This is a genomic window from Paenibacillus alginolyticus DSM 5050 = NBRC 15375 (genome assembly GCF_000422905.1).
GTDB lineage: Bacteria > Bacillota > Bacilli > Paenibacillales > NBRC-103111 > Paenibacillus_E > Paenibacillus_E alginolyticus.
The window spans coordinates 1-26,476 of the sequence record NZ_AUGY01000082.1 but is presented as its reverse complement, the minus strand read 5'-3'; the positions used below and the strand labels follow the sequence as shown (position 1 = coordinate 26,476).

Annotated in this window: 21 protein-coding genes; 12 read left to right on the top strand and 9 right to left on the bottom strand. The window is 45.1% G+C overall.

The window, feature by feature from the left end; translation table 11 throughout:
- Positions 1-186: 186 nt before the first annotated feature.
- Positions 187-1,419, bottom strand: a complete 1,233-nt coding sequence (chrA, locus tag G519_RS0129085) for a chromate efflux transporter (RefSeq protein ID WP_051253801.1) — start codon at positions 1,417-1,419, stop codon at positions 187-189.
- A 177-nt stretch (positions 1,420-1,596) separates the two neighbouring features.
- Positions 1,597-3,318, bottom strand: a complete 1,722-nt coding sequence (locus tag G519_RS0129080; protein WP_029197672.1) for a sigma-54 interaction domain-containing protein — start codon at positions 3,316-3,318, stop codon at positions 1,597-1,599.
- Positions 3,319-3,546: 228 nt separating this feature from the next.
- Between G519_RS0129080 and G519_RS0129075 the strand changes: the two genes are divergently transcribed.
- Both G519_RS0129075 and pruA read left to right on the top strand, forming a co-directional pair.
- On the top strand, positions 3,547-4,461 hold the full coding sequence (locus G519_RS0129075; RefSeq protein ID WP_029197671.1) for a proline dehydrogenase family protein: 915 nt from the start codon (positions 3,547-3,549) through the stop codon (positions 4,459-4,461).
- A 34-nt stretch (positions 4,462-4,495) separates the two neighbouring features.
- On the top strand, positions 4,496-6,064 hold the full coding sequence (pruA, locus tag G519_RS0129070) for an L-glutamate gamma-semialdehyde dehydrogenase (protein WP_029197670.1): 1,569 nt from the start codon (positions 4,496-4,498) through the stop codon (positions 6,062-6,064).
- Between the two features lie 475 nt (positions 6,065-6,539).
- Here the strand turns inward: pruA and G519_RS0129065 are convergent, their stop codons facing one another.
- From G519_RS0129065 to G519_RS0129055, 3 genes are all read right to left on the bottom strand, one after another.
- Positions 6,540-7,184, bottom strand: a complete 645-nt coding sequence (locus tag G519_RS0129065; protein WP_036634145.1) for a hypothetical protein — start codon at positions 7,182-7,184, stop codon at positions 6,540-6,542.
- Between the two features lie 188 nt (positions 7,185-7,372).
- Positions 7,373-8,188 carry an ABC transporter permease subunit gene (locus G519_RS0129060; protein ID WP_029197668.1) on the bottom strand — a complete coding sequence of 272 codons (816 nt, stop codon included), beginning with the start codon at positions 8,186-8,188 and terminating at the stop codon, positions 7,373-7,375.
- Positions 8,185-9,075 carry an ABC transporter ATP-binding protein gene (locus G519_RS0129055; protein ID WP_029197667.1) on the bottom strand — a complete coding sequence of 297 codons (891 nt, stop codon included), beginning with the start codon at positions 9,073-9,075 and terminating at the stop codon, positions 8,185-8,187. The genes G519_RS0129060 and G519_RS0129055 overlap by 4 nt, the downstream gene beginning before the upstream one ends.
- Positions 9,076-9,222: 147 nt before the next feature.
- Between G519_RS0129055 and G519_RS0129050 the strand changes: the two genes are divergently transcribed.
- The 7 genes from G519_RS0129050 to murI all read left to right on the top strand — a co-directional run bounded on the left by G519_RS0129050 (position 9,223) and on the right by murI (position 15,827).
- Positions 9,223-9,834 (top strand): TetR/AcrR family transcriptional regulator, encoded by a 612-nt coding sequence (locus G519_RS0129050; protein ID WP_029197666.1) that lies wholly within the window; start codon positions 9,223-9,225, stop codon positions 9,832-9,834.
- 78 nt (positions 9,835-9,912) lie between these two features.
- Positions 9,913-10,992, top strand: a complete 1,080-nt coding sequence (locus G519_RS0129045) for a lactonase family protein (protein WP_029197665.1) — start codon at positions 9,913-9,915, stop codon at positions 10,990-10,992.
- Entirely contained in the window at positions 10,989-11,306 is a 318-nt protein-coding gene (locus G519_RS0129040) for an MGMT family protein (RefSeq protein ID WP_029197664.1), read from the top strand. The genes G519_RS0129045 and G519_RS0129040 overlap by 4 nt, the downstream gene beginning before the upstream one ends.
- 117 nt (positions 11,307-11,423) lie before the next feature.
- The gene (locus G519_RS47985) at positions 11,424-13,424 is read left to right on the top strand and encodes an MASE4 domain-containing protein (RefSeq protein WP_051253795.1); all 2,001 of its coding nucleotides are present in this window, start codon (positions 11,424-11,426) and stop codon (positions 13,422-13,424) included.
- Positions 13,425-13,592: 168 nt separating this feature from the next.
- Positions 13,593-14,123 carry an ATP-dependent Clp protease proteolytic subunit gene (locus G519_RS0129030; protein ID WP_029197663.1) on the top strand — a complete coding sequence of 177 codons (531 nt, stop codon included), beginning with the start codon at positions 13,593-13,595 and terminating at the stop codon, positions 14,121-14,123.
- 126 nt (positions 14,124-14,249) lie between these two features.
- Complete coding sequence (locus tag G519_RS0129025) at positions 14,250-15,020, top strand: Cof-type HAD-IIB family hydrolase (RefSeq protein WP_036634142.1); 771 nt, start codon at positions 14,250-14,252, stop codon at positions 15,018-15,020.
- Between the two features lie 30 nt (positions 15,021-15,050).
- The gene (gene murI / locus G519_RS0129020; protein WP_029197661.1) at positions 15,051-15,827 is read left to right on the top strand and encodes a glutamate racemase; all 777 of its coding nucleotides are present in this window, start codon (positions 15,051-15,053) and stop codon (positions 15,825-15,827) included.
- Positions 15,828-15,917: 90 nt separating this feature from the next.
- Here murI and greA read toward each other — a convergent pair whose 3' ends face one another.
- Positions 15,918-16,388, bottom strand: a complete 471-nt coding sequence (gene greA / locus G519_RS0129015) for a transcription elongation factor GreA (RefSeq protein ID WP_029197660.1) — start codon at positions 16,386-16,388, stop codon at positions 15,918-15,920.
- A gap of 207 nt (positions 16,389-16,595) precedes the next feature.
- Between greA and G519_RS0129010 the strand changes: the two genes are divergently transcribed.
- The gene (locus G519_RS0129010) at positions 16,596-18,581 is read left to right on the top strand and encodes a hypothetical protein (RefSeq protein ID WP_029197659.1); all 1,986 of its coding nucleotides are present in this window, start codon (positions 16,596-16,598) and stop codon (positions 18,579-18,581) included.
- A gap of 82 nt (positions 18,582-18,663) precedes the next feature.
- On the opposite strand, the gene G519_RS0129005 is transcribed toward G519_RS0129010, so the two are convergent.
- Entirely contained in the window at positions 18,664-21,918 is a 3,255-nt protein-coding gene (locus tag G519_RS0129005; RefSeq protein ID WP_029197658.1) for a DEAD/DEAH box helicase, read from the bottom strand.
- A gap of 286 nt (positions 21,919-22,204) precedes the next feature.
- Here G519_RS0129005 and G519_RS45095 point away from each other — a divergent pair, with 286 nt between their 5' ends.
- Positions 22,205-23,950 carry a sensor histidine kinase gene (locus G519_RS45095; RefSeq protein WP_051253794.1) on the top strand — a complete coding sequence of 582 codons (1,746 nt, stop codon included), beginning with the start codon at positions 22,205-22,207 and terminating at the stop codon, positions 23,948-23,950.
- Between the two features lie 245 nt (positions 23,951-24,195).
- Here the strand turns inward: G519_RS45095 and pdxR are convergent, their stop codons facing one another.
- Complete coding sequence (pdxR, locus tag G519_RS45090; RefSeq protein WP_051253792.1) at positions 24,196-25,350, bottom strand: MocR-like pyridoxine biosynthesis transcription factor PdxR; 1,155 nt, start codon at positions 25,348-25,350, stop codon at positions 24,196-24,198.
- 115 nt (positions 25,351-25,465) lie between these two features.
- Here pdxR and G519_RS0128990 point away from each other — a divergent pair, with 115 nt between their 5' ends.
- On the top strand, positions 25,466-25,921 hold the full coding sequence (locus tag G519_RS0128990) for a RidA family protein (RefSeq protein WP_029197657.1): 456 nt from the start codon (positions 25,466-25,468) through the stop codon (positions 25,919-25,921).
- Between the two features lie 233 nt (positions 25,922-26,154).
- On the opposite strand, the gene G519_RS51105 is transcribed toward G519_RS0128990, so the two are convergent.
- The coding region (locus G519_RS51105) for a hypothetical protein (RefSeq protein ID WP_036634136.1) at positions 26,155-26,476 on the bottom strand (322 nt) is incomplete at its 5' end.

Below are 26,476 nucleotides of genomic sequence, written 5' to 3'. Positions count from 1 at the left end.
GTGGGGAGTTATGGAGCCTATCAAAAGTCAAAGGAGATATAATCGGAGGTTTGAGGTCCAGACTCTGACTATAAGGATGATTTTCATCGCTACGGAGTCACAATCACGAGCTCCCCAAACTTTAGCGATGAAAATCATCGTCTCCTCACATATTTTCAGAGTCTCCGGGCCTGACCACTTTCCTTTTTATAAATAGTACAAAACTTCACCCGCAACAGCCCCTAAGAGGACGATGCACCAAGGCGGTAATTTCCAGAACACCAGCAGACCGAACAACACGATAACCAATGTAAAATCATAAGGACGAATAATAGCGGTTGTCCAAAGCGGGTTATAAAGTGCCGCGAGCAGGATTCCGACAACGGCCGCATTGATGCCTACGAAAGCACTTTGAATCTTGACATTTGTTCGTAATGAATTCCAAAAAGGTAATGCCCCTATAATCAGGAGATAAGCAGGCAGGAAAATGGCTAAGGTTCCCACGAGAGCCCCTCTGACTCCGTCAAACATAGCGCCCAAATACGAGCCGAATGTGAAAAGCGGACCAGGAACTGCTTGTGTAGCCCCATAGCCAGCTAGGAAAGCTTCTTTACTTACCCAACCTTGCGGAACAACTTCGCGTTCCAAAAGGGGGAGAATGACATGGCCGCCGCCGAAGACCAAAGAACCTACCCGATAAAACGAATCGAAAAGGGAGAAGAGCTGCGAATGCCATAAACCGCTGAAAATCGGAAGCAGCAGGAGCAGCATCGCATACAGGACCAAGCAAAAGATCGCAACAGAGCGATGAACACGCACTTGAATGGTACTGTTGTCTTGGTTTGAAACGGTTTTGAAGGCAAACAGTCCGATGAGTCCGGCGAGTACGATAATAACAACTTGGCTATAGACCGTCTGCCATAACAAGGTTACTGAAGCTGCCGCGATAGCGATGGAGGCCGTGCTTTTATCGGATGCTAACTTTTTTCCCATGCTGAGAACTGCTTGTGCGACGATGGCTACGGCGACGATTTTGAGACCGTGAATCCAGCCCGTGCTGCTAACATCCATAGCTTTCATTAATAAGGAAAAGAGTAGTAAGAGGATAATAGAAGGTAACGTAAATCCAAGCCAAGCAGCTGCGCCTCCCAACAATCCAGCCCGGATTGTACCGATACCTACACCTACTTGACTGCTAGCAGGGCCTGGGAGAAATTGGCATAAAGCAACCAGATCGGCGTAGCTTTTCTCATCCATCCATTTACGTTTCTGAATATACTCGTTGTGAAAATAACCCAGATGCGCAATGGGTCCTCCGAAGGATGTCAACCCTAATTTGGTTGATACGAGAAATACTTCAAGCAATGCTCTTCTTTTACTTTGCTGTGTTTTTGCAGCGGTGTTCAACTTATTTCCTCCCCAATGACGTTTGATGAACATATTAGTCATTTAAGTGTATCGGAAATTGCGTCACGATTCTACCGTTTAACACAAATAACATAGCAATGAGGCTCATCCTATACTCCCTATACATATTAAAGGATCATGAACTCTACTTGTGTAGAAATCATGATCCTTTTTCATTTGCCTCGAACTATGTGAGAGTTCTTACAAATCCTATCCCTCCAGCTGATATTCCTTCATTTTGTTGTAAAGGGTACCGCGGGAAATGCCGAGCAGCTTGGCTGCCGCGCTTTTATTGCCTGCCGTTTTGGACAAAGCTTCTTCAATCAGATGTATTTCTTCCTCATCGGACACCTTTGCTTTTAATAAAATCGCCGCATCGGCTTCTGAAGAAGTAAGACTTGGCTGCTGCTCCTGTAAGGCGGCTGGCAAATGTTCCAGGGTGATCAGGTCTTCGTCGTTAAGAATGATGCACCGCTCGATGACATTTTTCAATTCTTGAATATTACCGGGCCATGAATAGTTCGTCAAAGCCAAGATGACCTCTGGAGAAAGCATAGGAACCGGCTTCTGGTATTGCAGTGAAAACTGCTTGAGGTACATGTGGACCATCGCAGGAATATCTTCGGTTCTGTCCCGTAAAGGCGGAATCCGAATGGAGATCACATTCAGCGCATAATACAGATCCGAGCGGAATTCTTGATTGGCTAGTTTGCTGGCTAAATCTTGTGTAGTTGCGATAATGATTCGAGTTCGCACGCTGATAGGTTGACTTCCTCCAGAGCGAACGATCGTTTGCCGAGTGATGTAAAGGTAGAGCTTAGCTTGAAGCTCTAAGGGAAGCTTCTCGATTTCATTTATAAACAAGGTGCCGTCTTTGGCTAGCTCCAACTTACCAGCTTGTCCACGATCACTTCCCGTGAAGGCGCCCCCTTGATAGCCAAATAATTCGGCTTCCAATAATCCGGCGGGAACGATGCCGCAATTGATGGTCAAGAAAGGCTGCTCGGATCTAGAACTCGACTGATGGATAATATGAGCAAGCTGCTCTTTGCCAACACCCGACTCTCCAATCAGGAGGACGGGTGTTTCTGTTGCTGCCACCTTTTTAGCCCATTGGATGACTTTGCCGATCGCTGGTCCTTTTCCTTTGATTAAGGTAAAGAGATCCTCAGCCTGATCTTTATGTGGTAGACCGAAGGAGTCGACTGTTGTTAATTGTTCGTTCAATCGTACCAATTGTGTAATATCTTGCTCGGTCGCAATACCTCCAATGATAAGCCCCTGAGCATCTCTGATCGGTGACGCATTAATTAGGACATGGGTGTCCGGCCGCGGTCGGTGGTAGGTATTACGAATCATTCGGCCTTCGTCCAAAATTTTCAGGACCATCAATGTTTCGATATCAAAATGCTCGCCAATGCGCTTCCCCAAAATATCTGCTGCCGGAAGATGATAAAGCTCCTCAGCGACGGAATTCCAGCAAATCACAGCGCCGGCTCGATCAACGACCGTGACAGCATCGGTGACGGTATCCGCGAGTGCGGTGAAATAGGCAGACCACTTTTGCAGTTCAGAAAGGGCGAAAGTGAGATACGTGGATAAAAGGGAATATCCCCCGATGTTTCCATCCTTATCTTTGAAAAGTAGGGGGCGATTTGTTCGTTGAGGCACAAGCGGCAAAAGGTTGTTGTCATCCACAGTAATAATCTCGGATACAAAGTATTTGCTGCTTTCTATCAATTCTTGGATGTTTCTAGCGGAAAGGGCCGTCATAAGGCCTGCGTCTTCCGGTGTAAATAAACATATGTCGTCTTGCCAAGTGGCGATAACCGCTGTTCCTTTATTTAAATAGGAAGAAAGCTCTTCGAGCGTTGTTTCAACAGGGAGTGTAAGAACAGGGTTGTTCAACGGGAAGTGTTCATAATTGAACATAATTGACCTCATTTGTGTAGCGTTTATTTGGTTTAAATTTACCATGAAAGCAAGCGGGATTCAACACAGGAAGCCGAGATGGTGAGTATGATAAGGGGAACGAAGTAAAAACTGTTCAAAGATATGAAAAATATACACATAAACAAATAGTGTTCAAATTTTAAAATTAAGTGTATAATAAAATTATTAATTAAACACTATTGTATAATTCCTATGGGGGAATAGCAGATGGAACTCATCATGAAAAATATGTTTCAATCGTTAGGTAAGAGCCGAACTGCGAATCGATTAGCCAAGAAGTATGGTTTACGCTTTGGGGCAGCGCGTTTTGTAGCAGGTGAAACCATCCAGCAATCCATCGAAGCTGTGCGCGGACTCAATCAAGATGGCCGCATTGCGACACTGGACCATTTGGGTGAGTTCGTCTTTAGTGAAGAAGAAGCTTTGGAATCAGCTGCCATGTGTATTCAAACGCTAGATGCGATTGCGAGCTCAGGCGTCAAATCGAATCTTTCACTTAAAATGACTTCACTTGGGCTAGATATCAGTAGAGAGCTTTGTGTAAACAACATGAAACGTATTCTTGATTGCGCTCGTCAGCATGGAAATTTCGTGCGAATAGATATGGAGGATTACGCGCATTGTCAAATCTCCCTTGATATCTACAGAGAGCTTCGACAAGAATATGACAACGTAGGAATCGTCATTCAAGCTTATTTGTTCCGCACCATGCAGGATATCGATGATTTACATGCACTCGGAGCCAATCTGCGCCTTGTAAAAGGTGCTTATAAGGAATCTCCGCAAGTTGCTTTTCCAGAAAAAAGCGCAGTTGATGAAAATTATAAAAAAATTATTCAAAAGCATCTTTTGAACGGTCATTATACAGCTATTGCAAGCCACGACGAGGCGATCATTCATTTTACGAAAGAATTTGTAAGATCAAATTTTATTTTCATTGAACAGTTTGAGTTCCAGATGCTTTATGGGATTTGTGAAGATTTGCAAAAGCAATTAGTGAAAGAAGGGTACCGGGTTCGTGTTTATGTCCCTTACGGTGTAGATTGGTTCGGATATTTCATGAGAAGGTTAGCAGAGCGCCCAGCAAATGTCTGGTTTGTTCTGAAAAATATGTTTAAATAATACCCCATTTTTTCATTTGGAGAGGAGCCCTTATATGAATACATTTACGAAAGTTAGTCCGTATGCAAATGAACCTTTTACAAATTTTGGCTTGGAGGAAAATGTGAAGGCGATGCAAGCTGCTATTGCCAAAGTGAAAAGTGAGCTGGGACGCGAATATCCGCTATATATCGGTACGGAGAAAGTAGTAACCGAGGCAAAAATCACATCGATTAACCCGGGGAATGTAGACGAAATCATTGGATATGTAAGTAAAGCAGATCAGAAGCTTGCGGAAAAAGCGATGAATGTTGCCCTCGAAACTTTCGAAACTTGGAAGAAGGTTCCAGCAAGAGAGCGTGCGGAATATTTATTTAAAGCTGCTGCGCTAATGCGTGATCGTAAGCATGAATTCTCAGCATTGATGATTCTGGAGTCAGGCAAAAATTATGTAGAAGCGGATGTAGATACCGCTGAAGCAATTGATTTCATCGAGTTCTATGCACGCGAAATGATTCGTTTGAGCCAAATCAACGAGACGCAGCCATTAGCCAAAATTCCCGGTGAAAACAACCAAATTAGTTATATCCCATTAGGCGTTGGCGTTATCATCCCGCCATGGAATTTTCCACTAGCGATCTGTGTAGGTATGACCATTGCGGCGGTTGTTTCTGGTAATACTGTTTTGCTGAAACCAGCCTCAACGACGCCTGTTATTGCTCACAAATTCGTGGCTCTTATGGAGGAAGTTGGACTTCCTGCTGGTGTAATTAATTTCATTCCAGGGAGCGGTGCGGAAGTAGGAGACTACTTAACGACTCATCCGAAGACTCGTTTCATTAGCTTTACCGGCTCCAAAGAGATCGGTTTACGCATCAACAAGTTGGCCGCGGATGTGGCGCCTGGTCAAATTTGGATCAAGCGTGTTATTGCTGAAATGGGCGGCAAAGACGGTATTGTCGTGGACGAAACAGCGGATCTCGACGCGGCTGCCGCTGCGATTGTGGCTTCTGCTTTCGGCTTCCAAGGACAGAAGTGCTCGGCTGGTTCGCGTGCAATCATTGTTGAATCTGTTTACGACGTAGTTGTAGACAAAGTAGTTGCTCTGACGAACCAACTGCAAAGCGGTCTGCCTGAGGACAATTTCGCAGCAGGGCCGGTCATTGATAAGACCTCCTATGACAGGATTCTGGATTACATTGAAATTGGCAAAACAGAAGGAGCGCTGCTCGTAGGTGGTGGTAAGGCCGAAGGAAATGGCTATTACATTCAACCAACGGTGTTCGGTGATGTAAGCGGCAAAGCGCGTGTTATGCAGGAAGAGATTTTCGGACCTGTCTTGGCCATCGCTAAAGCGAAGGATTGGAAAGATGCCATCGCGATGTACAATGATACAGAGTTTGGTTTGACGGGTTCCTACTTCTCCACGAATGAGGAGCGCATTTCTGAGGCATTAGACACGGTTCACTGCGGTAACTTGTACATCAATCGCAAATGCACAGGCGCATTAGTTGGCGTACATCCTTTCGGCGGCTTCAACATGTCGGGAACGGATTCCAAAGCAGGCGGTTACGATTACCTCATGCTTCTCACACAAGCGAAGCTGACATCTCGCAAACTTTAATAAATAGAAGAAGGCAGACGATTAGTCTGGCCTTCTTTTTTATTTGGATCGCTAACCGATGTAGGCAAGCGCCACAGGACTAGATTCGCTCAATGATCGGTTGCGGAAGGCTATCGTCGAGAAGTGAAGAGAGCAATCATTCGTCTCATGAATCGCTCGCCGAGCAACGAAAGGGAACTACGATCCGCTATTTATCAAAAAAGCTGTCTTTTAGTGAGTAGAGGGAACGTCGATTCGCTATTTTGCCAATTTTGGCTGAAAAGCTGACTCAGAGGGGAAATAAGGGATCGTAGTTCCGTCTATGTAGTTAAACTGGCAATTTATCTCGAATAGCGTACTGACGTTCCCTTTCAGAAGTGTCGTGATGTACTCGTCCCGATATGCGAGGTGAAGTCGGCCTTCCAATTAATTTGGGTACCCAATGCTGAAGAGGATTTCATCAGAAAGAATCCACACGATCCAGTTTCCCTATTCATTACAAATTTAGCCGATACATGCGAGCCCGCTCTTGTCCGCGCGTTACGGCTAATAGCTGCTTTTCGCATAAGAGGTGCAAGACCGTTCTTGCGTGTCTTGTACTAACTTGGAGATGAGCGGAAAGGTCCGAAGGGGAGAATGGGCGCAATAGTCTCCGCGCGAATCGGACTGTTTCGCTTTCTAGCCAAGAGAGTGACTCTGGTACATTGGATGAAATGAACTTTCCTATAATTGAAAGAATAAGCTGCTGACACTGCTTTGACGACTCGACAATTGATGGGTAGGCGATAGGCATGACAAGCCATCCATCCAATGCAAGATGGCAATGTCGGAGACAGAGGTCTTTGAATCTCCAAAGCTCAACATCGCGAGCATGGGAGCTATAGCCTTGAATCTCAATCACACACCTAGCATCTCCTGGCATATACGCGAGGTCCAAATAGCGATAGCCGTTCGCGAAGTCACGCACTTCCCATTCAGGGTAGAGATAGTCGAAATGTCCTACAGCCGGGTACCATACGCAGCGCAGAAATTCCATTTCTGCATGTCCGAGCCCCCGCTCTAACCGTTCTCGTCTGCGTCCGTTCGTCTCTGCTGCAATCTGCGAAGTCATGAAAGCTTCGAATGCTTGCTCAAATTTCATGGATATTCCAACTTTCTCTGCGAGTTTTGATTAAAACAAAACGCCGCTTTCACTAATGTTCACGAGGAGTTGACTCCTTACGAACATAGATGAAAGCGGCGCGTACTTCACGACCAACTTGATTGAATAGCTATAGTATAGCGGAAAATCATAATGTTGTGCCACCCTATTTTTGTAGGAACGATGCTTTATAAAGGCAAATCACGTTTGCGGAACAGCGCGATTCCTACCGCAAAGGTCACGAGCCCAATAACAATCAATACCGACCAAGCAAGCGCGGCTGTTTCTGTCTTTCCACCAATGATGCCGCTCGGATCATAGAGCGAGAAGTACGTCAGCTTGCGCATCCAATTGATTTTTTCGCTCAGCTTGCCGATAAAATCCAGGCTGAAGAACCCGAAGGTAAGCACGGCCGATATGCCGAGCGCCTTCTTCTCGTCGTTGGCTAAAGAAGAGACGAGAAAGGCGATTCCGCCGACCGCGAAGAACAGCAGTAATGCGGCCAGGTTCATCCGTAGGTAAGCCGCTCCGTGAAAGTCGCTTAAGTTCCCTATAAACATGGCATATCCGGCAAACCCGCATAATGTCGTAACCGTCATGATGGACAAAAGCCCTGTCAGAAAAACGGCTGCCTGCGTTATGGCCACTTTTCCACGGGTGGTAGGCGTAGCCAACAAATAAGCCATTGAACCCTGGTCAACCAGCTTCGCCATTAGCTGTGTGGTGAACATGATGCAAAAAATCGAAACAATCAGAACGAGAAGCAGGCCGTAATATTCACCTGAGATGAATGCTTCCACAGTGCCGAAGCCGCTGCCCAAGTTGAACGCATTGGTCATGCCGGGCGGCAAGGATTTGATCAACTCATCTAAGGCCGCATTATTTCCTGCGAAGCTCGGGAACAGCCAGAACATGAGCAGGATATAAAAAGCGGATCCGAACGCATAGTTCATCATCCCTTTGATATGAATCTTCATCATGTGTTTATAGAGAGCGGAGTTCATTGTAAGGTCCCCTTCCGGTCGTAATAGTTCATGAACACGTCTTCGAGACTTTGCGTGAATACGTCCAGGTTTCGGATTGGGTATTTGGACGTCTCCGAGAGGAACCGAGTGTACTCACCCTGCACAGCCACCCGCACTCGGTTGCCTTCCCGCGATTCGACGGTAACGCCGGAAGTCCGTACGAATGCTTCTGCATCCTCCGCACGTTCAAACGTCAATTCGAACAACTTCCGCTGCATCGACTGCAGCTCATGGATATCCTTGACGGTAAGGATGACCCCGTCCTTAATAATTGCCGCGCGATCGCATGTCCGCTCAATTTCGGGGAAGCTGTGCGACGACATGAGGAACGTTGTGCCCCGGGCTTTCTCTTCCAATACTAAATCAATAAACACCTTCTGCATGAGCGGGTCCAGTCCCGAAGTCGGTTCATCCAGGATGATCACCTCCGGCTGATGCATGAAAGCGGCGACGATGCCGACCTTCTGCTTCATACCTTTCGACATTTTGCGGATGGGGGTCCGGACGTCAAACTGGAAGCGGTCGATCAGCTCCTCCTGCCGCGCGGAATGCTTCGAGCCTTGCATTTCCGCCATAAAATCCAGAAATGTTCGCCCGCTCATCCCTTCAATAAACGCGATCTCCCCGGGCAAATAACCGATATAGCGCTGGACGGTTCCTTGTTTAGCCCAGGTATCCAGTCCGCCAACCTGCACAGAGCCTTTATCCGGTTTCATGAATCCCATGATATGCCGGATCGTTGTGGATTTGCCGGCCCCGTTCGGCCCCAGAAATCCGAACACCTCTCCTTTTTTGACCGAAAACGATACGTCAAAAATCCCTTTTCCGTTCGGGAATGTTTTGGTCAGCTGCTGAACAGTCAACATGCGCGGGCACCTCCAATTATGAAAGTTATGAAATATTAGTTAATAATTATTTCAAAACTTATGTTACTGCTGAATGTTCATGACGTCAATACTTTTGAAATATATTTATGCTATAATTTCATTATTCCAAAAAAACGGGTGATCCGAATGAACGGCTATGAAAAAAGAGCCCAGCAAAAAAAAGAAAAAATCATGAACGCGACCTTGAATATGCTGAAAACGTCCGATCCCAGAAAACTGCGGATCACCGATATCGCCGAAGAGGCTGGCGTATCGCAGGTAACCATCTACAATTACTTCGGCAGCAAGGATGATTTGGTGCGGGAAGTGTTCAAAGATTATGCGCGGACGGCGTTGAAAGAGTTTGGGGAGTTCCTTTCCGGCACTCACTCTCTGAAGGAGAAGATCGAATACATCGTTTTCCAGAAGAAGAAATCATCCAGAACGTTCAGCCTTGAGGTCATGAAGCAAATATGGAACGACGATCCAGAAATGACGCAATTTCTCAAAGAGGAATATATGACCAAGGGTGTTCCGCTTGTGATCCAGCTCATTGAAGACGGCAAGAAAAATGGGGAAATCACCGGGGCGCTGTCTACATCCACCATCATGATGTATATGCAAATGTTGACGAGCCAGGCGGACACCGTGCTGGAGTATGCCGGGAAGCATGGGGATATGGACACGTTGATCGAGGAAATGGTGCATTTGTTTTTCTATGGGATCGGCAGCACGCCTCCACCGATCATTCACACATAAGTTCAAGAGTTTGTTGCTCCATAGAATTGGATTTGAGATAATGCTGATATGGATAAAAGAAGAATGGGAGTGGAATTTTTGGAAAAGAAGAAAAAAACGTTAGCCTTTATAGGTTCATATGCGGATTCGAATAATCCTGGGGTGTACACCTGCCAATACGATGAAGAGAATGGAAGTTTGGAAGTCACTCATCAAGTAAATGGTTTGCAAAACCCGACGTTCTTGACTGTGGATGCGAGCAATTGGAAATTATATGCGTTAACAGAGGGTGTTGACGAGAATCAGCAGCGCTGCGGAGCGGCAACTTCTTATGAAATAAATTCAGCTACAGGAGAATTAACGTTTCTGAACAACGAGATCACACTGCCTGCGACGACGTGCCACATTACATTGGACCATACGAACCAAGTGGTGATGGTAGCCAGTTATCACGGGGGGATGGTGGGCTTGTCTCCTGTTTTAGCAGATGGACGTATAGGAACAACGGCTGATATTCAGCAGCATCATGGCGCAAGCGTCCTGTCGGTTCAGGATAGACCGCGTGCTCATTCTGTTTTTTTAGATCGAGCAAACCGTTATGCGGGAGTCTGTGATTTAGGTTTGGATAAGATCATGATGTACAAGCTCGATATCCCTGCCAAACGGCTTATTCCTCACAATGAAGTGAAGGTAGATCCCGGTTCAGGTCCGCGGCATTTTGCATTCCACCCGTCCTACGCCTTTGGCTATGTGATTAATGAACTTGGCTCTACAGTCACAGCATTCAGCTATAACGAGGAATTAGGAGAACTAACCGAAATCCAGACGATTTCCACACTCCCAGAGTCTTATGATGGGGAAAATGCTTGCGCGGATATTCATGTTTCACCAGATGGAAAATTCCTGTATGGATCTAACCGCGGGCACGATAGTATTGTGGTGTATGCCATCGATGCAGCAACGGGTAAGTTAACGGTAGTGGAGTACGCTCCTACGTTAGGGAAGCATCCTCGTAATTTTGCGATATCGCCGGATGGACAATTTGTGCTAGTAGCTAACAAAGATTCGGATGATATTGTATCGTTCTCACGAGACTCTCAGTCCGGAAAACTTGTTCCTACCGGAAGTGTGCTAAATGTGTCTAAACCGGTATGCATCAAGTTTGCTATTGTAGAATGACACCTTTCACGGAACGAGTTATTCACATCATTCGGTGTATTCCTGAGGGCAAAGTTATGACCTATGGTCAGATCGCCAGGCACGCTGGAAGCCCAAGGGCGGCTCGACAAGTCGTGCGAATTTTGCATGCAATGAGCAAGAAGCATCGTCTTCCTTGGCACAGAGTCATCAATGCAAAGGGAGAGATTGCCATCATGGATGATGAAGGCTCTCATATGCAAAGTTTTTTGCTGCAAGCGGAAGGTGTTCAAATTACGGATCAGCGATATATTTCGCTTGAGCATTACCAGTATCACATGCAAGAAGATGCATGATTGTACATAGGAAGCCTCACTTCTTGCAACTGGAAGAAGTGAGGCTTTTTGCAAGAAGGAAGTGTGATAAACGTTGTCGAATCATCGTAAAAGATAGATCAATTCGCGGAGGTTTTTATGAGTCAAGAGCAAGTTTCACCGACAACGATATATAATTTAATAACGATGAAATCCAATCCATCACAGCGGCGGTTTGCTTTTATTATTGGGGCTATCGTGGTTTTGATTTCACTGCTTTCTGTACCTTTTGTAAGGATTCAGTTGGTTGAGCTGCAGGCCTATCAGCCGGCTATTTTTTCCACTGTTATTTGTTTTGAATTAATTACAGCCTACGTGATTTATAGTCAGTTTAAAATTAATCGATCACCGTCGGTACTCGTCCTGGTTGCAGCGTATCTGTTCTCCGGCGGTATGAGTTTGGTCTATATCCTCACATTCCCTCGTGTTTTTGCTGAAAATGGCTTGTTCCATGCCGGAACGCAAACTTCGGTTTGGCTATACGTGCTCTCGCACACAGGATTTCCTCTAGCAATAGCCCTCTATATGATGATTGAATCGAAATTTGCGAATGTTCATTATAGTGCTCGCACAGCTAAAAGATTGGGTCTGTACACCCTGATCGGGGTCGTGTTTCTAATCATAGGATTAACATACATCACCACGCATTTCAAAAATCAACTGCCAATTGTGCTGTCCCAAGGCAAGCTAACACCCTTATTTATATATGGTCTTGGGCTGCCCATGGTCTTCATTACTTTACTTACATTAATTGTCTATTACAAAAGAACTAAAGCAAGTACGGTAACTTCGACCTGGCTTTGTGTAGCCATTCTGGCTTCCATGCTTGATGTGGCTATTATTCTTTGCGGCGGCGGGCGTTTTAGTGTGGGCTGGTATGTGGCTAGGTGGAACAGCTTTGTATGTGCGAATATTGTGCTTGCGGGGATGATTTATGAGTTTACCAAAATGTATCTGAGTATGACAGAGCTCTTCCAGCAGGTGAAGGATAGTAAGGATAAATATAAGGTGCTGCTCGGTGAAAGCCAACTGGCTGAGAGAAAGATTTCAGAGCAAAGCGATATCATTGAGCGGATGCTTGAATCCAGCCATGAAGCCATTATCATGTGTGATACAGAAGGACGGGTTATCTTTACCAATCGCCGCGTGGAACATTTCTTTGAACGTCCACTCGAAAGCGGAGAACGGTTGTCCAGCTATTGTCTAGGAATGAAAACCTCAGACGCTGCTTTTGAGGAGATCATCGATGCTTATTTCGGACAAGCCATCCCGCCTTTTCGAAAGCGAATATCCAGATTGACGTCGAAAGGCGAAACAAGGCACTATGAATGCTATGTCAACCCAATTTCAGGTGAGACGGAAGGGACGTTAAGAGGACATCTAGTCGGTTTCAGAGATCGAACGGAAGAGGAGCGAATTGATGAGTTGAAAAATGAGTTTGTCAGCATTATATCTCATGAAATTCGGACTCCGCTATCCTCGATTGTTGGCTTTATTGAAATCCTGGCAACACGTGCCGTGACGGAAGAGAAGCGTGCCAAATATATTGAGACGATTCATAAGGAATCCTTGCGGCTGTCGAATTTGATTAATGATTTTCTTGATTTGCAGCGGTTGGATTCGGGCCGGCAAGAGTTTCATTTCCAATCTCTGGACGCTGTCCTTTTACTCCGCGAAATCGTTGAGCAGTGGCAGGGGAAAGACGATCATGAAGCTGAGCTGCATACAGCAACCGAGCGTATATTTATCCAAGGGGACGAAGACCGTTTAAAGCAAGTGTTTCATAATTTGATCTCCAATGCGATTAAGTATTCGCCGGGTGCGACGAAAATTGATATTTATGTGGAAACCGATAACGGAAAAGTGTTAATCAAGATCCAAGATTATGGTCTTGGCATTCCAGCCGATGCCTTGGACAAACTGTTTACGAGATTTTATCGAGTCGATAATTCGGATCGCAGGAAAATTGGAGGAACGGGTTTAGGGTTATCGATTGTGAAGGAGATCATTGAAGCGCATCATGGAAAAGTGGTTGTTGATACGGAGCTTGGCAAAGGCTCAATCTTTATTGTTCAGTTAATTGAAGTAGATACCGAATAGTCGGGTGAAAAAATTAAACAGCAAGTAAGAAATATAATTAGGTCAACCAGAATGGGTTGGCCTTTTATTTTGCCCAAAAATCCAGAAAAGAAAGGGGAAAGAGTTACAAAGTCTATAAAACGAGAATAGACTAACGTATCAGTAGGCCATAAGGACAGGAGGCATGCTATGAGTGACAGGACCTTATATCTATTCGATGGCATTAATAAAAGCTCTGTGAAAACCATCGTCGAGCAAATCATAAGAATTAATCAATATGATGATGACAGAGATAGGAAAGAAAAAGACTTCAAGCGTCTGCCCATCGACTTAATTATTAATAGTAATGGGGGAAGTGTCTACGATGGTCTTGGATTGATCAATGTGATTGATAACAGTAAGACGCCGGTGCATACATACGTGTATGGACTTGCTGCTAGCATGAGCTTGCTAATCGCCGTTAGTGGTCACAAGAGGTACGCCGGCCGGCTTAGTACATTCATGTATCATTCTGTATCTACACATATCGACGGACACTTGGAACACTTGAAGAATCGTGTGGATGAAACACAAAGGCTGCAAAATATTTATGATGAGTATATCTTAGCGAAAACGAAGCTGCATATTGACGAGCTGCATCGTGTTCAGGAACATCAACGTAATTGGTATTTGAGTCCTGATGAGGCTTTATCATTTGGGATTATTGATGAAATTGTATAAGCGCGGCGCAGAGAAGCCTGAGGGATTCTCTTTTTCTTTGTTTTTTCTCTGCTTTTGGTGTTTAATTGAGAGATAGAGAGAAGAGGAGCAGCCGTGCTGTCCCCTAATGAAAAGGAGATCCATACCGTGTACAAAATTGTATTTTTTGATATCGATGGCACATTAGTTAACGAAGAAAAACAAGTTCCTGCCAGTACGATCATCGCTATTCAACAATTGAAGCAGCAAGGGATTGAACCGGTCATTGCAACAGGACGAGCACCCTACTTTATCAAGCCTTTGGCTGAACAGCTAGGAATAGATTCCTATGTATGCTTAAACGGCGGCTATGCCGTTTACCGTGGTGAACCGCTCTACAGACGGATTATTGCCAAAAGCAGCATAGAGGCATTGGTCAAATTGGCGGCTAAACATAAGCATTCCCTCGTATTTGAAGGGGAGCATAACTTCTTCACGGATTCCGAAGACCATCCTTTTGTTGTTGGATCGGTTTCCTCATTGAAAGTTGATTTGCCGGCGTATGACCCGGATTTCTGGAAAACAAACGACATTTATCAAATCTTCCTGCATGCTGAAGACAAGGATGAGCATTTGTATGAGGAACTCCAATCGGAATTTAAGCTGATTCGCTGGCACCAGCATGCGATAGATGTGTTACCTGCCGGTGGTTCGAAAGCTCAAGGGATAGCCGCGCTTTTGGAGCTTGTTGGATTGAAGCCGGAAGAGGCTGTCGCTTTCGGGGACGGGTTAAATGATATGGAGATGCTTTCATATGTCGGATTCGGTATCGCGATGGGGAACTCGCACAAAGACTTGCTTGCTTATGCCGATCATGTAACGACACATGTGGATGAAGATGGCATTCTAAATGGACTTATTGCAGCTGGATTACTTTAGAAAAGAAACAATACATACAGGGTGAAGATAATGAGAATAGCTTTTTTTGATTCAGGGATAGGTGGTATTACGGTCTTACACGAAGCCATGAAACAACTGCCTCATGAGGATTTTCTATATTTTGCGGATACCCTTCATGTTCCCTACGGGACGAAATCGAAGGACGAGGTTCTTGCTTTTGTCAAAAAATCCGTTGACATGATTATCAAAGAAGAGGTTAAAGCCCTCGTCATTGCTTGCAACACAGCAACCAGTATAGCCATAGCAGAATTAAGAAAAATCTATGAGATACCGATCATCGGCATGGAGCCCGCGGTAAAACCAGCCCTCGAGATGAATCGTTCATCAGGTAAAAGAGTGCTCGTATTTGCTACGCCTTTAACGCTCAAGCAATCGAAATATAGAGAGTTAGTTTCTCGTATAGATGATATGGGTATGGTGGATTCGGTGCCGCTGCCGGAATTGGTTGAGTTTTGTGAACAATTAAATATGGAGGGTCAACTAATCACTGATTATTTCCATGCCAAGCTGGAGCCCTTCGACCTGAGTATGTACGGGACTGTCGTTCTAGGTTGTACACATTACCCTTTTTATAAGAGTGCTCTAAGAAAAATGCTGCCAAATCATATCCAAATTGTTGATGGAAGTTCAGGTACTGTGAATCGGTTGATTCAGCTGCTTAGTGATCCCAATCAACTACTTGGTGAGGGACATTCCAACATCAAATTCATGTGTTCCAGCAATGAGACAGCCTATATTCGGAAGATGGAAATGGCTCTGGAAATCATTCAAACAATTGGTGAGTAAGGTTTGAGGAAAGTTAAAAAGGCATTGCCGTGCAGCCGCCGCTGCGTGACAATGCCTTTTTATTTTGTTTAGTAGAAGGATTGCGTCAGGTTACACTCTGATTTCAAGCAGCTCATAGTTAATGACACCCATAGGTGCATTCACACTAATCACATCACCTACGGATTTGCCCATGAGGGAAACGCCAAGCGGACTTTCGTAGGAAATTTTATTTTCATTCACATCGGCTTCCTGAGTACCTACGATTTTATACTCAATTTTCTCAGCAAATTCCACATCATTGAGAATAACGGTAGAGCCAACTTGAACGGTGGAAGTGCCGATATTCGTAACAACTTTAGCCTTCTTCAGCATTCTTTCGATCGTCAAAATTCTGGTTTCCATGAAACCCTGCTCTTCTTTGGCGGAGTGATATTCACTGTTTTCCTTGAGATCACCATAACTAATCGCTGTCTTAATACGGCTGGCTAGTTCTTTGCGTTTGACGGTTTTGAGATCTTCAAGCTCTGATTCTAAACTACGCAATCCTTCTGGAGTTAGAATAATTTCATCATTGGACATATTTTTTGCAGCTCCTTATGTATTCGATACTAGATATACTACTAAAGTAACTGAGGCAAGTAAAGTAAGTAAGACTAGGGGAACTGTCTAACATGTGCTTTTTTTTCAGAAGGTGGGCTGGATGTAAGAAACTTTATATCTGCGACTGGCGTCAAATAAATGGTAAGTTTTCCCTAATTTAATCGAGACAGGATGTGATTGTTCCAGATGATTAAAATGAAGCTCATTGCTATCACGATCCTAGCTGCAGGATTAGGATTGGGCAGTTTGGCACATCAGTCGAAAGCTGAAACCATCTATGGCGGCTCCTATGCGCCGGAAGGAATTAGGTTCCCTTCTACGATTGAGCTTTTGGCAGAGACCCCCTATTATGCAGATCCGAATCAGCCCGATGATGAGCCGGAAGGTACTTTTGCACCTCAGGAAGTTAATGTTCTCACGGTAGAAAGCTCGTGGTCGAGTGGTAGATCCATCTGGAAGATTGAGACGATGTTCGGGCCGCGGTGGATCAGGCCAAATCCATGGGAAATCGACATGGAGCCGCCTAAGCGCATTACTCTTCTGGAAGAAACTCCGCTATACCGAAGTAAAAGCACCAAAGGCGAACCTGCGGCATCTTTATCCGCACAAGAGGTCGAGGTAGTTGCGGCCGATAAACAGTGGTTCTATACGAACGATCCCAGCAGTAAAGCATGGATTAAGGTGCACACCACCTGGTTAAGTGATCTATGGGCGCATATACCCGTCAATCAAATAGGTACTGTACATAAGGTTCAGCGAAAAGCACATTATTATGGACTACCGGCCAATAGTGATCTGAGTACGGCAATGGGGTTTGGCGAGCAGAAGCTAGATTGGTCTAACTCCAAGGCAGGCGATTATACGATCGCAAGGGAGTTCACTACGATTTATGATCGAGCATTCGAAATTCAAACGGATCAAGGGACCACGTGGACGCGCGAAAAGGGAGTCACTATTCTGAGTGCGAATGAAACCATAGCGATTGTACGTGAAACACCGCTTATTCATGATGTTTGGGATGGCTACAAGAAGGAAGATGCCGTGATTAAAGGTGAAACGGTAACCGCTTTTGAGAAGATCGAAGAGCGATTGGAGAGCGGGAGAGGTCCTTATTCGATTTGGAACAACAGCACTTGGTATCATGTACGTTCATCGAAAGGTACTGGATGGATAAACAAATTGTTTGGAGAGCCGGAATCAGCGATACCAGTTCATTGGAAGGTAGCGGTTAATGATCAAAAGGAGCTGTTTCGTTACCCGGAAATACCGTTCAGCTCTTCGACATTACTGCTGCGTGATCAGACTGTGGAGGCTACTGGGGCATGGAATGGACCAAACGGTGGATTGTGGTTGAAAGTTCATGTCGATGGTCGATCAGGATGGATACCTTTCTGGAATTATAGTCAGGACAAAATATGGGATGAAGATACGAATACGATATTTCATATTTCAAAAACGAACACGAATAGTTTAGGAATTGCACCTGCAGCGAATGGAGGATTACAGATTAACAATGGCGGGCGGATTGGGTACATGGAAAAGGAGCAATCCTATTTGGATGCAATCCTGCTTGCTGAACAGTTTCAATACAAAGTAGAAATGGTGAAGGGCAGAGACGCCGTCACATTCAGTAAGGCCGATTATTCCTTTGAGCTTAATGCTGGAGATAGGAATGCGTTGATTTCTTGGCACGGTACTAAGGATAAAAGTGTTCAATTAGCAGAGATGCCGCGTCATACCCGCGATAGCTGGTATCTTAATTTGAAAGACGTTCAGACCCTTTTTGGAATAACGCAGGTATTTGCTGGGAGCGAATTTAGCCTGTTCGAGAAAGTTTATCATGTGAGGTTAGGGGAGCTCCCAACCAGTGCGGCAAAGGGCCGATTAGAGTTACAAGCTTTTGTTGATGATTGGACCAGTCGAGAAGATTATAAGTCTGATCAGATGCCGCTTCAGATGTTCATTGAGGAGAACGGGGACCATGGCGGAGAGGGACATCTTTCCCAAATCAATGGGATCGTTAACGATCCTGATGCTAGTGTTGCGCCAGTCACGTTGTTTAGTTTAAAGGCTTCCCGACCGCTTGCGATAGGAACACACCAATTGAGTGTCGTCATTCGGATCGGTGAAAGGATTATTTGGAAGCAGAATGTTGAAATAGTTGTAAAGTAACCTGTCACAGTAATCAATGAAATAAAGAAGGGCTTCCTCCATCATTTTACAATGACCTTGGGAAGCCCTTCTTTGTGCCACATCATCCTATCATCAAAATCTCCCGAATCTCTTGCTCCGTCAAGGCGGACAAGGCCTCCTGACCTGGCTGGATCACTTCATCAATCAGGTTTTTCTTTTTCTGTTGGAGCTCGTACATCTTATCTTCTACGGTGCCTTGCGCAACAAGGCGGATCACCTGCACGACCTTCTTCTGCCCGATACGATGAGCACGGTCGGCTGCTTGCTGTTCCACAGCCGGGTTCCACCATAGATCGTAGAGGATAACGGTGTCGGCGCCGGTAAGGTTTAGTCCAGTACCGCCGGCTTTTAATGAGATGAGGAAGAGGTCTCGCTCGCCTTCATTAAATTTGCTGCACAGCTCTACACGTTCAGCAGTTGGGGTTTTGCCGTCTAAATAGAAAAACGGCACTCCTTGATAGCCTAGGTCTCGCCCGATCATTCCCAGCATCGCTGTAAATTGAGAGAATATCAGCACCCGCTTACCGGCGCTTCTGCATTCTTCGATAATCTCCATGAGTTGCTCGAATTTGGCCGAGCTTCCGGCATAATCTTCGACGAACAGAGCAGGGTGGCAGCACAGCTGTCTAAGGCGGGTCAAGCCGGCCAGAATTTTAATCCGATGTTTATTAAAGCTGTCTTTGTTCAAATGCTTTAGTGTTTCCTGTTGTAGTTCGGCCAAATAAGCAGCATACAGCTTCTTCTGTTCTGGCAGCAGCTCGGAAGCTTGCAACGACTCGATCTTCTCCGGCAGTTCCTTCAGGACGTCGGTCTTCAACCTGCGCAGCAGAAACGGCCGAATCCGCTTGGCCACACTTTCTCGGGATAGCTCATTGAATGCCTTTCTCCCGAGGAACAACTGAGGGAATACCGCGTCAAAGATGGACCAAAGTTCTTCTAGCCTGTTCTCCACAGGAGTTCCAGTCAGGGCAAAACGGTACTCAGCCTGAATCTCCTTCACCGCCTGGGCCGTCTGCGTGGTGTGGTTCTTGAACACCTGCGCCTCATCCAGAATGAGCGTATGATAGGTTTGCTTCGCATACAGGTCGATATCCCTGCGCAAAAGCGGGTATGAGGTGATGAGGACATCCACTTGGGATGCATGTTTTAGAATCTTGCTGCGCTCTTCTCTGCTCCCATCGGCGATGACGGCTCGAATCTCTGGCGCGAATTTCTTCAGCTCATTGAGCCAATTGTAAACGAGAGAAGCGGGAGCAACGATTAACGCCGGCAGCGCCTGCTTTCTGATCTCGGGCAGTACCGAGACGATAAACGCGATGCTTTGGATGGTTTTCCCAAGGCCCATATCGTCTGCCAAGATGCCGCCGAAATTGTACTGGGCCAGCGTCTTGAGCCACTGGAAGCCATACTTCTGGTAATCCCGAAGAACAGGTTCCAGACTGGCTGGCACCGTGAAATCCAGATTATCTGGATTTCGCATGTTTTCTAGCAACTGGCGGAAGGTTCTGCCCAGCTTAACGGTATTTCCTTGCCTTTCGGAATCCAGCAAATAGAGCCCGCGGACTAAGGGGAGGCGGATCTCTGCTGCTTTCACGTCCTCTTTGGTAATGCCCATTTCGTTCATGACGCGGACAATTTCCTGAAATTCCACGCTTTCGAGCGGCAGCAACGCCCCATCCGGCAGTCGGTGATATTTGCGTTTCTCCCCAAGGGATTTCAACAGCTTGCGGACTTCCGTTTCAGAAATACCTTCCATACTGAATTTGAATTCCAGCCAATCCGTTCGTTCATCTACTTCAACCTTGACTATCGGCGGGGCATGTCCGGTTAGAAGTCTTATTTTCACGGCAGAGGTGGCATAAACACTTACCAGCTTCTCCAACTGCGGAACGACGTGGTATAGAAATTCATATTCCTCGTCTTCGCCATCCATGAAATAGCCTTCCTCCGTCTTAGCGAAGGCGCTTTGCTCCATTAGTTCTAGAATTCGTCGCTCTTGATCTCCGTCACGCATGAGAATGCGGTCGGTCCCGCGCCTCTGTTCATTGCCTTCAAGCGGGTTAATGACAATATCGCCGTATTGAAACTCCAGACCGGCAAGCAGTCGGTCTTTCACTCGGTCCAAATACAGCTTAGCCTTTAACGGCATTTGCATAATACGGTCGGAAATAGCTCCAGCGATATGGACACTGCCTAGCTTCATCAGGCCAGGAATCACTTTTTCCATAAAAGGCTCCATTTGCGCGGACGGAATCTGAATTTGATGCTTGCTGGAGTTTTCAAGCATTTGCTTGAGCTCGGAAAGACGCTTGCACGGTTCAGCTTGCATGTGCATCAGCTTTCCTTCGGAAAGGACAACTCCATACGATTCCATTACCGTAATCTTATCGAGACCTTGAACATCCAATTGGAAGCCTTCTGCCTGAGTTTGGTCGAACTTAAAATGGAGCGGGATGGGTTCGTCGGATACATGGATTCCATCAAATGTCCGGTCATTGTGCTCAAATTTTACGGACTTAGTCTCGGTAAGCGCTGGTAGAAATGTTATCCATGAGAAAGGAGGAACCAGCAGCATACGATCACCACTCAACTGTTTCGCATGAGTGAAGTGCGTAGTTGAAGTCTCCTGGTACATCTGCTCATAGTGATAGATTTCGATGAGCTGTCGGATGATCGCATCATCTTCTTTTTGAAAACTATGGAGCTTAGGATCGTAGGTGAAATGCTTCGAAAAAATATAGGCTTCTTTCCGCTCAATATGCTCAAGAAATTCTCTTACCCTTTGGACGATATACAGCCGTTTAGGACCGACCTTCATCTCAATCCCGAACATGGACTTCCCATAGCCATATGGGAACGGTCTGCAGGTGAATTCCAGTTCCAACACTTCTCTTGTATCGAAAAGAGGTTGTGAACGGCTTGGACGCTGCGGTTTGTTCCCGAACAAATCCAGTATATGGTTCGTCAATCTGCGATCTCCATCTAGATTTCCAGTAAGGGTTGTTGTACCGGGAACTCGAGTCACATGCTGAATAGCATGAACATTCAGCAGAACGGCAGCAATATGCTCGCAGTACGTATCGTCCGGATCATACGCAGGACAAGTGCAATGGCCAATAACATGCCCGGTTGTATCCTCTTCAACGGTCACTAGGCTGGTGTCGTTATATCCTTTGACCGTGGCTTCATAGCGTGGTGTTTCAGGATCTTCATGTAGGAAAGTTACTTGTCTTTCACGGTTGTAGGCTTCTCCTTTTTCATATGAAAACCGGCCGCACAACGACTTAATGATTCCATCTGTCAACTGAAAGCTCATTACTTAGATCCTTTCCTTTTAAAACATCGTTATTCCGGAATTGCATGGGTTGAATTCATTATAGCAAACATTCGTTCTCGTGAAAATCAAGCTCTAACTAAGAAAAAATGCAGCCCAACTCCAAAAGGAGAATGGACTGCATGATGCGTGTATATTAATAGATAGACAACGCTTTCGTATCCAACTATACTACTGAAAGAGGGGTATTTTCTCGGATTGTGTCGAAAATTATATCACGTCTACGTTGTAATATTGAGTTTACATCAAAAAGAAAGTGTGAAACTTCATGAGAATCAACACCAAAGTCATTTATGTCACCTTTGCTATTGTTATTTTATTGCTGGTAACGAATAACACCTCTTACTATTGGTTTACGAAATCTCTCTTAACGCAAGCGTTATCCGAACGCATGGAATCGACTGCGAATCAAATTCGCACATCCATTGAGCAGTCAGAGGAAGGTTCATTTTTTGTAGAAGATTTGATTGGTGAGAATCTTCGTTCAGTCGCTCTTTATGCCAAGAGCCAGCTAAATCCAGATATTGATAAAGTTACGAATGAACAATTAATTCAGCTTGCTAGGCAAGCGGGTGTCGATGGTTTCTCGCTCATGAAACGAAACGGCGATGATATTATGGTAGGTAAGTCATCCGAGCCCAAGGAGCTTCAGATTACCAGTACGAAATCATTCGGTTATTGGTTTACGGCTTTTAGCCAGCTTCTGGATAACCATCAAGTTACGATTGCTGAGGGGCAAAAGCTGCCTAATTTCTGGTCGGGAATCTACGAAGTTCCAGCTTCAGGTTCGAGCAATGTGAGTAAGTTTGGGTACTATAATGATGGAAGCACGAATTATTTAATATGTGTGTTTGTCAATGCGGATAAAATTCAGAAGTTCAAGCAAATCGTAGGCGCAGATACCATCGTGAAGAAAACGCTCGCTACGAATCCAGATATTATGGAAATATCGGGACTGAACGGGACAACTTTTGGTACAAAGCCGATTGAGTATAAAGACAGTAACGGGGTTCCTTTCATATCGGTCTATGACCGCCCAGTCTTATTTGGTACATATAACATAACGAGTACGAAGGATTTGGAAAATTACAAGGCGTCCATACAGGAAAATAAACCAGTTAGCGTTGTGGAGAATTGGAATGGGAAGCCCATTCTGAAAACGTTCATGTATGTTCCTGTTAAGAAGAAATTGACCGAAGTTCAAAGGGAAGTTCCTTATGTCATTACCATCGTCTCGGATTATCAAACGATTCAACACACTTTAAACAAGCAGCTCGTTCAGCTTACACTTCTCATTGTTTTATTTACGATTTTTAGCTGTGTATTTATTTATTTGGTATTCCGTTTTATTACCAAAAGCCGAGAAACAGCTGTCCAGTCCACACAAGAGATGTACATTCAGAACGTGGATCTCATGTTTGCAACGATACGCAGTCAGCGGCATGACTTTCTAAATCATGTTCAAACCATGTATGCTCTGCTGTCTAAGGGGAAAAAAGAAGACCAAATGAAATACATGAAGGAATTAATTGAAGAAATCAACGAAGTGAACGATATCATTCGAATCGGGCATCCGGCTATTGCAGCTCTTATCCAAGCCAAGATTGCGCTTGCCATGAGAACCAAAATCGATTTCAATTACCATTTTACCGGCCTAGAAGGCTTGTCATTAGGTGTGAAATCCGTTGATATCGTGAAAATTATCGGGAATTTGATAGATAATGCGTTTGATGAAGTCAATAAATTTCCGCCTGATGAACGTGAAGTTATGGTTAACGGATGGTCGGAGTCGAACCATTTAACCATATCCGTAACCAACCCGGTTCATCCCGATTTCCAACTTGATGATTATAACAAAATGTTCACGATTGGCTACAGCACCAAAGGTGACAGTGAGCACCAGGGACTTGGTCTATCGGTTGTGAAGGAACGAATCGAGTATTACAAAGGGACCATCGAAGTGTCTGTAGCAGACGGCTGCATTTGTTTCCAAATATCGGTTCCGATGCAATAATCATCGTATCCAAGCTTCTTTTAATAATGGAATCCCGCGCTCCATATCTTTAATTGTTATTCCTCCAAAGCCCAAGTAAATCTTGGGCTTTTTGTTATTGGGTACTTGCTCCGCCTGTTGAGAGCTGTAAACACGAACCCCTTTAGCAAGGGCAAGGTCTTTTAACTTTTCAGCTGAACATGTACGATTGAAGGTCAATTCGATGTGCAGGCCTGCGCCTCCACTTTCTATTTGAACATGAGATCCTAGGTGCGTTTGTATAAGATGGAGGATCCTCTCATGCTTTTTTCATACGTATTGCGCATACGCCTGATATGCCGGTACCAATGACCACGTTCCATGAACAAAGCCATGGCGAGTTGATCCATACGTGATGGGCTTGAGAGCGTGCGTTCCATAGTGTGAAGTTTGGGCAATAATTGATGAGGCAGCACCATATAATTCATTCGTAATGCAGGCGTGAAAGCTTTGGAAAATGTTCCAATATAAATGACGATACCATGCTGGTCAAGGCCTTGAAGGGATGGAATGGTTTTGCCGGCATGACGGAATTCCCCATCATAATCATCTTCAATAATATGTCTTTGATTGTGATAGGCCCAGTGAATCAGCTCCTGCCTAATCGTATAGGATAGTGGGTTTCCTGAAGGCCGATGGGAAGGAGTGACGTATACCGCATCAATATTTGCGGGGATGATCTCATCTATATTAAGTTCATTTTCACTTAGAGGAAAAGGGACAACCGTATATCCGTTCTGTGTAAAAATATCACCGACCTGAGCGACGGCATTCTTCTCAAAAGCGACTCGTGCGGATTGTCCGATTAGCTTGGAGAGAAGCTGCAGGCTGTTAGACATTCCCGTTCCAACAACGATTTGCTCCGGGGAGCAGGAAACTCCTCTGGATTGCTTTAAATAATGGGCAATTTGGAGTCGCAGCGCATACTCCCCTTTGTTGTCGCCATATTGGTGAATGCGGCCGCTGTTGTAGGAAAAGGATTCGTTTAAGCAAGCCTTCCACGCTTGAAGCGGGAAAGAATCGGTGTCGATTTCTAATAGACTAAAATCAATGGGAGCTTCGTCTGGAGATTGCTGAGCTTTCACATTGGTGTTCTGAGATTGATCGAACGCTTGATGGTTTGTGATTGTTGGAAGCAATAAGGGAGCAACCACATAAAGGCCTGAACGGGGCTTACTCATCACATATCCTTCTTCAATAAGCATTTGATAGGCAGTTTCAATTGTATTTTTGCTGAAATGTATCTGTTGACTGAGCATGCGAATGGAGGGTAATTTCATACCGTTTGGGATGTCACCGCGCTGGATAAGACCGCGGATTTGTCGATACAATTGTATATAAAGCGGACCTTGTTCATCACTTGTAAGCAAAATATCGAACATGGAAGACCTCAAATCTGACCCCTATTTTTTACGGGAAACTGAACCTAATCAGGGGGTCAATTATAGTATAGACTTTAGGATAAGCATTTATCAATACAGTCAGAGGTGAAGCATTGTGACAGAATCAATTGAGACGAAGTTAAACGAATTAGGTATTGTGCTGCCTGAGAGCAGCAGACCTGCTGCGAACTATGTTAATTATGTTATAACCGGCCCATTGTTGTTTATTTCTGGGAAAGGGCCTGCGGGAAAGCCGAAAGGGAAGCTTGGATTGGATTACAGAACAGAAGAAGGCTACCAATTGGCACGATTGGCAGGTCTTGAAGTGCTTGCTGCAGCCAAACATGCACTTGGCAGCTTGGATAGGATTACGCAGGTCGTAAAGGTACAAGGCTTCGTCCATGCAGATCCTGATTTTGACGAACATCATTTGGTTTTAAATGGGTTCTCTGATCTTATACAGGAGGTATTCGGCGAGAGGGGGACTCATGCTCGATCGGTACTGGGAGCTAGTTCATTACGAGATCATCTTCCTCTTGTCGTTGATACGATATTTGAGATTGCGTTTTAAGGCAGGAAACGAAGTGTCTGTTCATTAGGGGAACAAAAAAAATGAGGTGGCAAAGTTGCCATCTCATTTTTTTGTTTTTTTCCGATGACAAGGGAAAGTCACCCGACCTCTATTGAGCGGAACGTCGATGCCTGAGCGACCAACGGTAAAGTCGTGTAATTTAGCAGGTGGAACTCCTGCTTGGAAAGGCAAAAGCCATGCCACCAATAGCGAGTCTTGTCGGCATAGTAACCCTATTTCAGCAATTTGACTGGTTCAAGATGCCCAGAATCCTGAATACGTTGTCGTAGTGCAATCTCTTTTTGCTCGTCTAGCGGGATATCCCAAGGAAATCCCGGTCCTATCTTCTGACCCTGCAATATCCCATGATCAAGCCAATAATAGACAACATGAGTAGATACCTCCAAGCGCTGCGCCACCTCCTTTACCGTGAAGCCTTGTCGTGGTAGTGAAAAGGCAGGTATTTTGTTCAAGTAGCGGATCCACTTGATCGAGGGGACTGTGAAAATTCTACCTTCTGGTGTGAGTACGCCCAATTCGTTGAAATAGATGACT

Coding starts and splice junctions, on each gene's coding strand:
- chrA (WP_051253801.1), bottom strand. CDS start 1,419: ATGTTCATCAAACGTCATTGGGGAGGAAATAAGTTGAACACCGCTGCA.
- G519_RS0129080 (WP_029197672.1), bottom strand. CDS start 3,318: ATGTTCAATTATGAACACTTCCCGTTGAACAACCCTGTTCTTACACTC.
- G519_RS0129075 (WP_029197671.1), top strand. CDS start 3,547: ATGGAACTCATCATGAAAAATATGTTTCAATCGTTAGGTAAGAGCCGA.
- pruA (WP_029197670.1), top strand. CDS start 4,496: ATGAATACATTTACGAAAGTTAGTCCGTATGCAAATGAACCTTTTACA.
- G519_RS0129065 (WP_036634145.1), bottom strand. CDS start 7,184: ATGAAATTTGAGCAAGCATTCGAAGCTTTCATGACTTCGCAGATTGCA.
- G519_RS0129060 (WP_029197668.1), bottom strand. CDS start 8,188: ATGAACTCCGCTCTCTATAAACACATGATGAAGATTCATATCAAAGGG.
- G519_RS0129055 (WP_029197667.1), bottom strand. CDS start 9,075: ATGTTGACTGTTCAGCAGCTGACCAAAACATTCCCGAACGGAAAAGGG.
- G519_RS0129050 (WP_029197666.1), top strand. CDS start 9,223: ATGAACGGCTATGAAAAAAGAGCCCAGCAAAAAAAAGAAAAAATCATG.
- G519_RS0129040 (WP_029197664.1), top strand. CDS start 10,989: ATGACACCTTTCACGGAACGAGTTATTCACATCATTCGGTGTATTCCT.
- G519_RS47985 (WP_051253795.1), top strand. CDS start 11,424: ATGAGTCAAGAGCAAGTTTCACCGACAACGATATATAATTTAATAACG.
- G519_RS0129030 (WP_029197663.1), top strand. CDS start 13,593: ATGAGTGACAGGACCTTATATCTATTCGATGGCATTAATAAAAGCTCT.
- murI (WP_029197661.1), top strand. CDS start 15,051: ATGAGAATAGCTTTTTTTGATTCAGGGATAGGTGGTATTACGGTCTTA.
- greA (WP_029197660.1), bottom strand. CDS start 16,388: ATGTCCAATGATGAAATTATTCTAACTCCAGAAGGATTGCGTAGTTTA.
- G519_RS0129010 (WP_029197659.1), top strand. CDS start 16,596: ATGATTAAAATGAAGCTCATTGCTATCACGATCCTAGCTGCAGGATTA.
- G519_RS0129005 (WP_029197658.1), bottom strand. CDS start 21,918: ATGAGCTTTCAGTTGACAGATGGAATCATTAAGTCGTTGTGCGGCCGG.
- G519_RS45095 (WP_051253794.1), top strand. CDS start 22,205: ATGAGAATCAACACCAAAGTCATTTATGTCACCTTTGCTATTGTTATT.
- pdxR (WP_051253792.1), bottom strand. CDS start 25,350: ATGTTCGATATTTTGCTTACAAGTGATGAACAAGGTCCGCTTTATATA.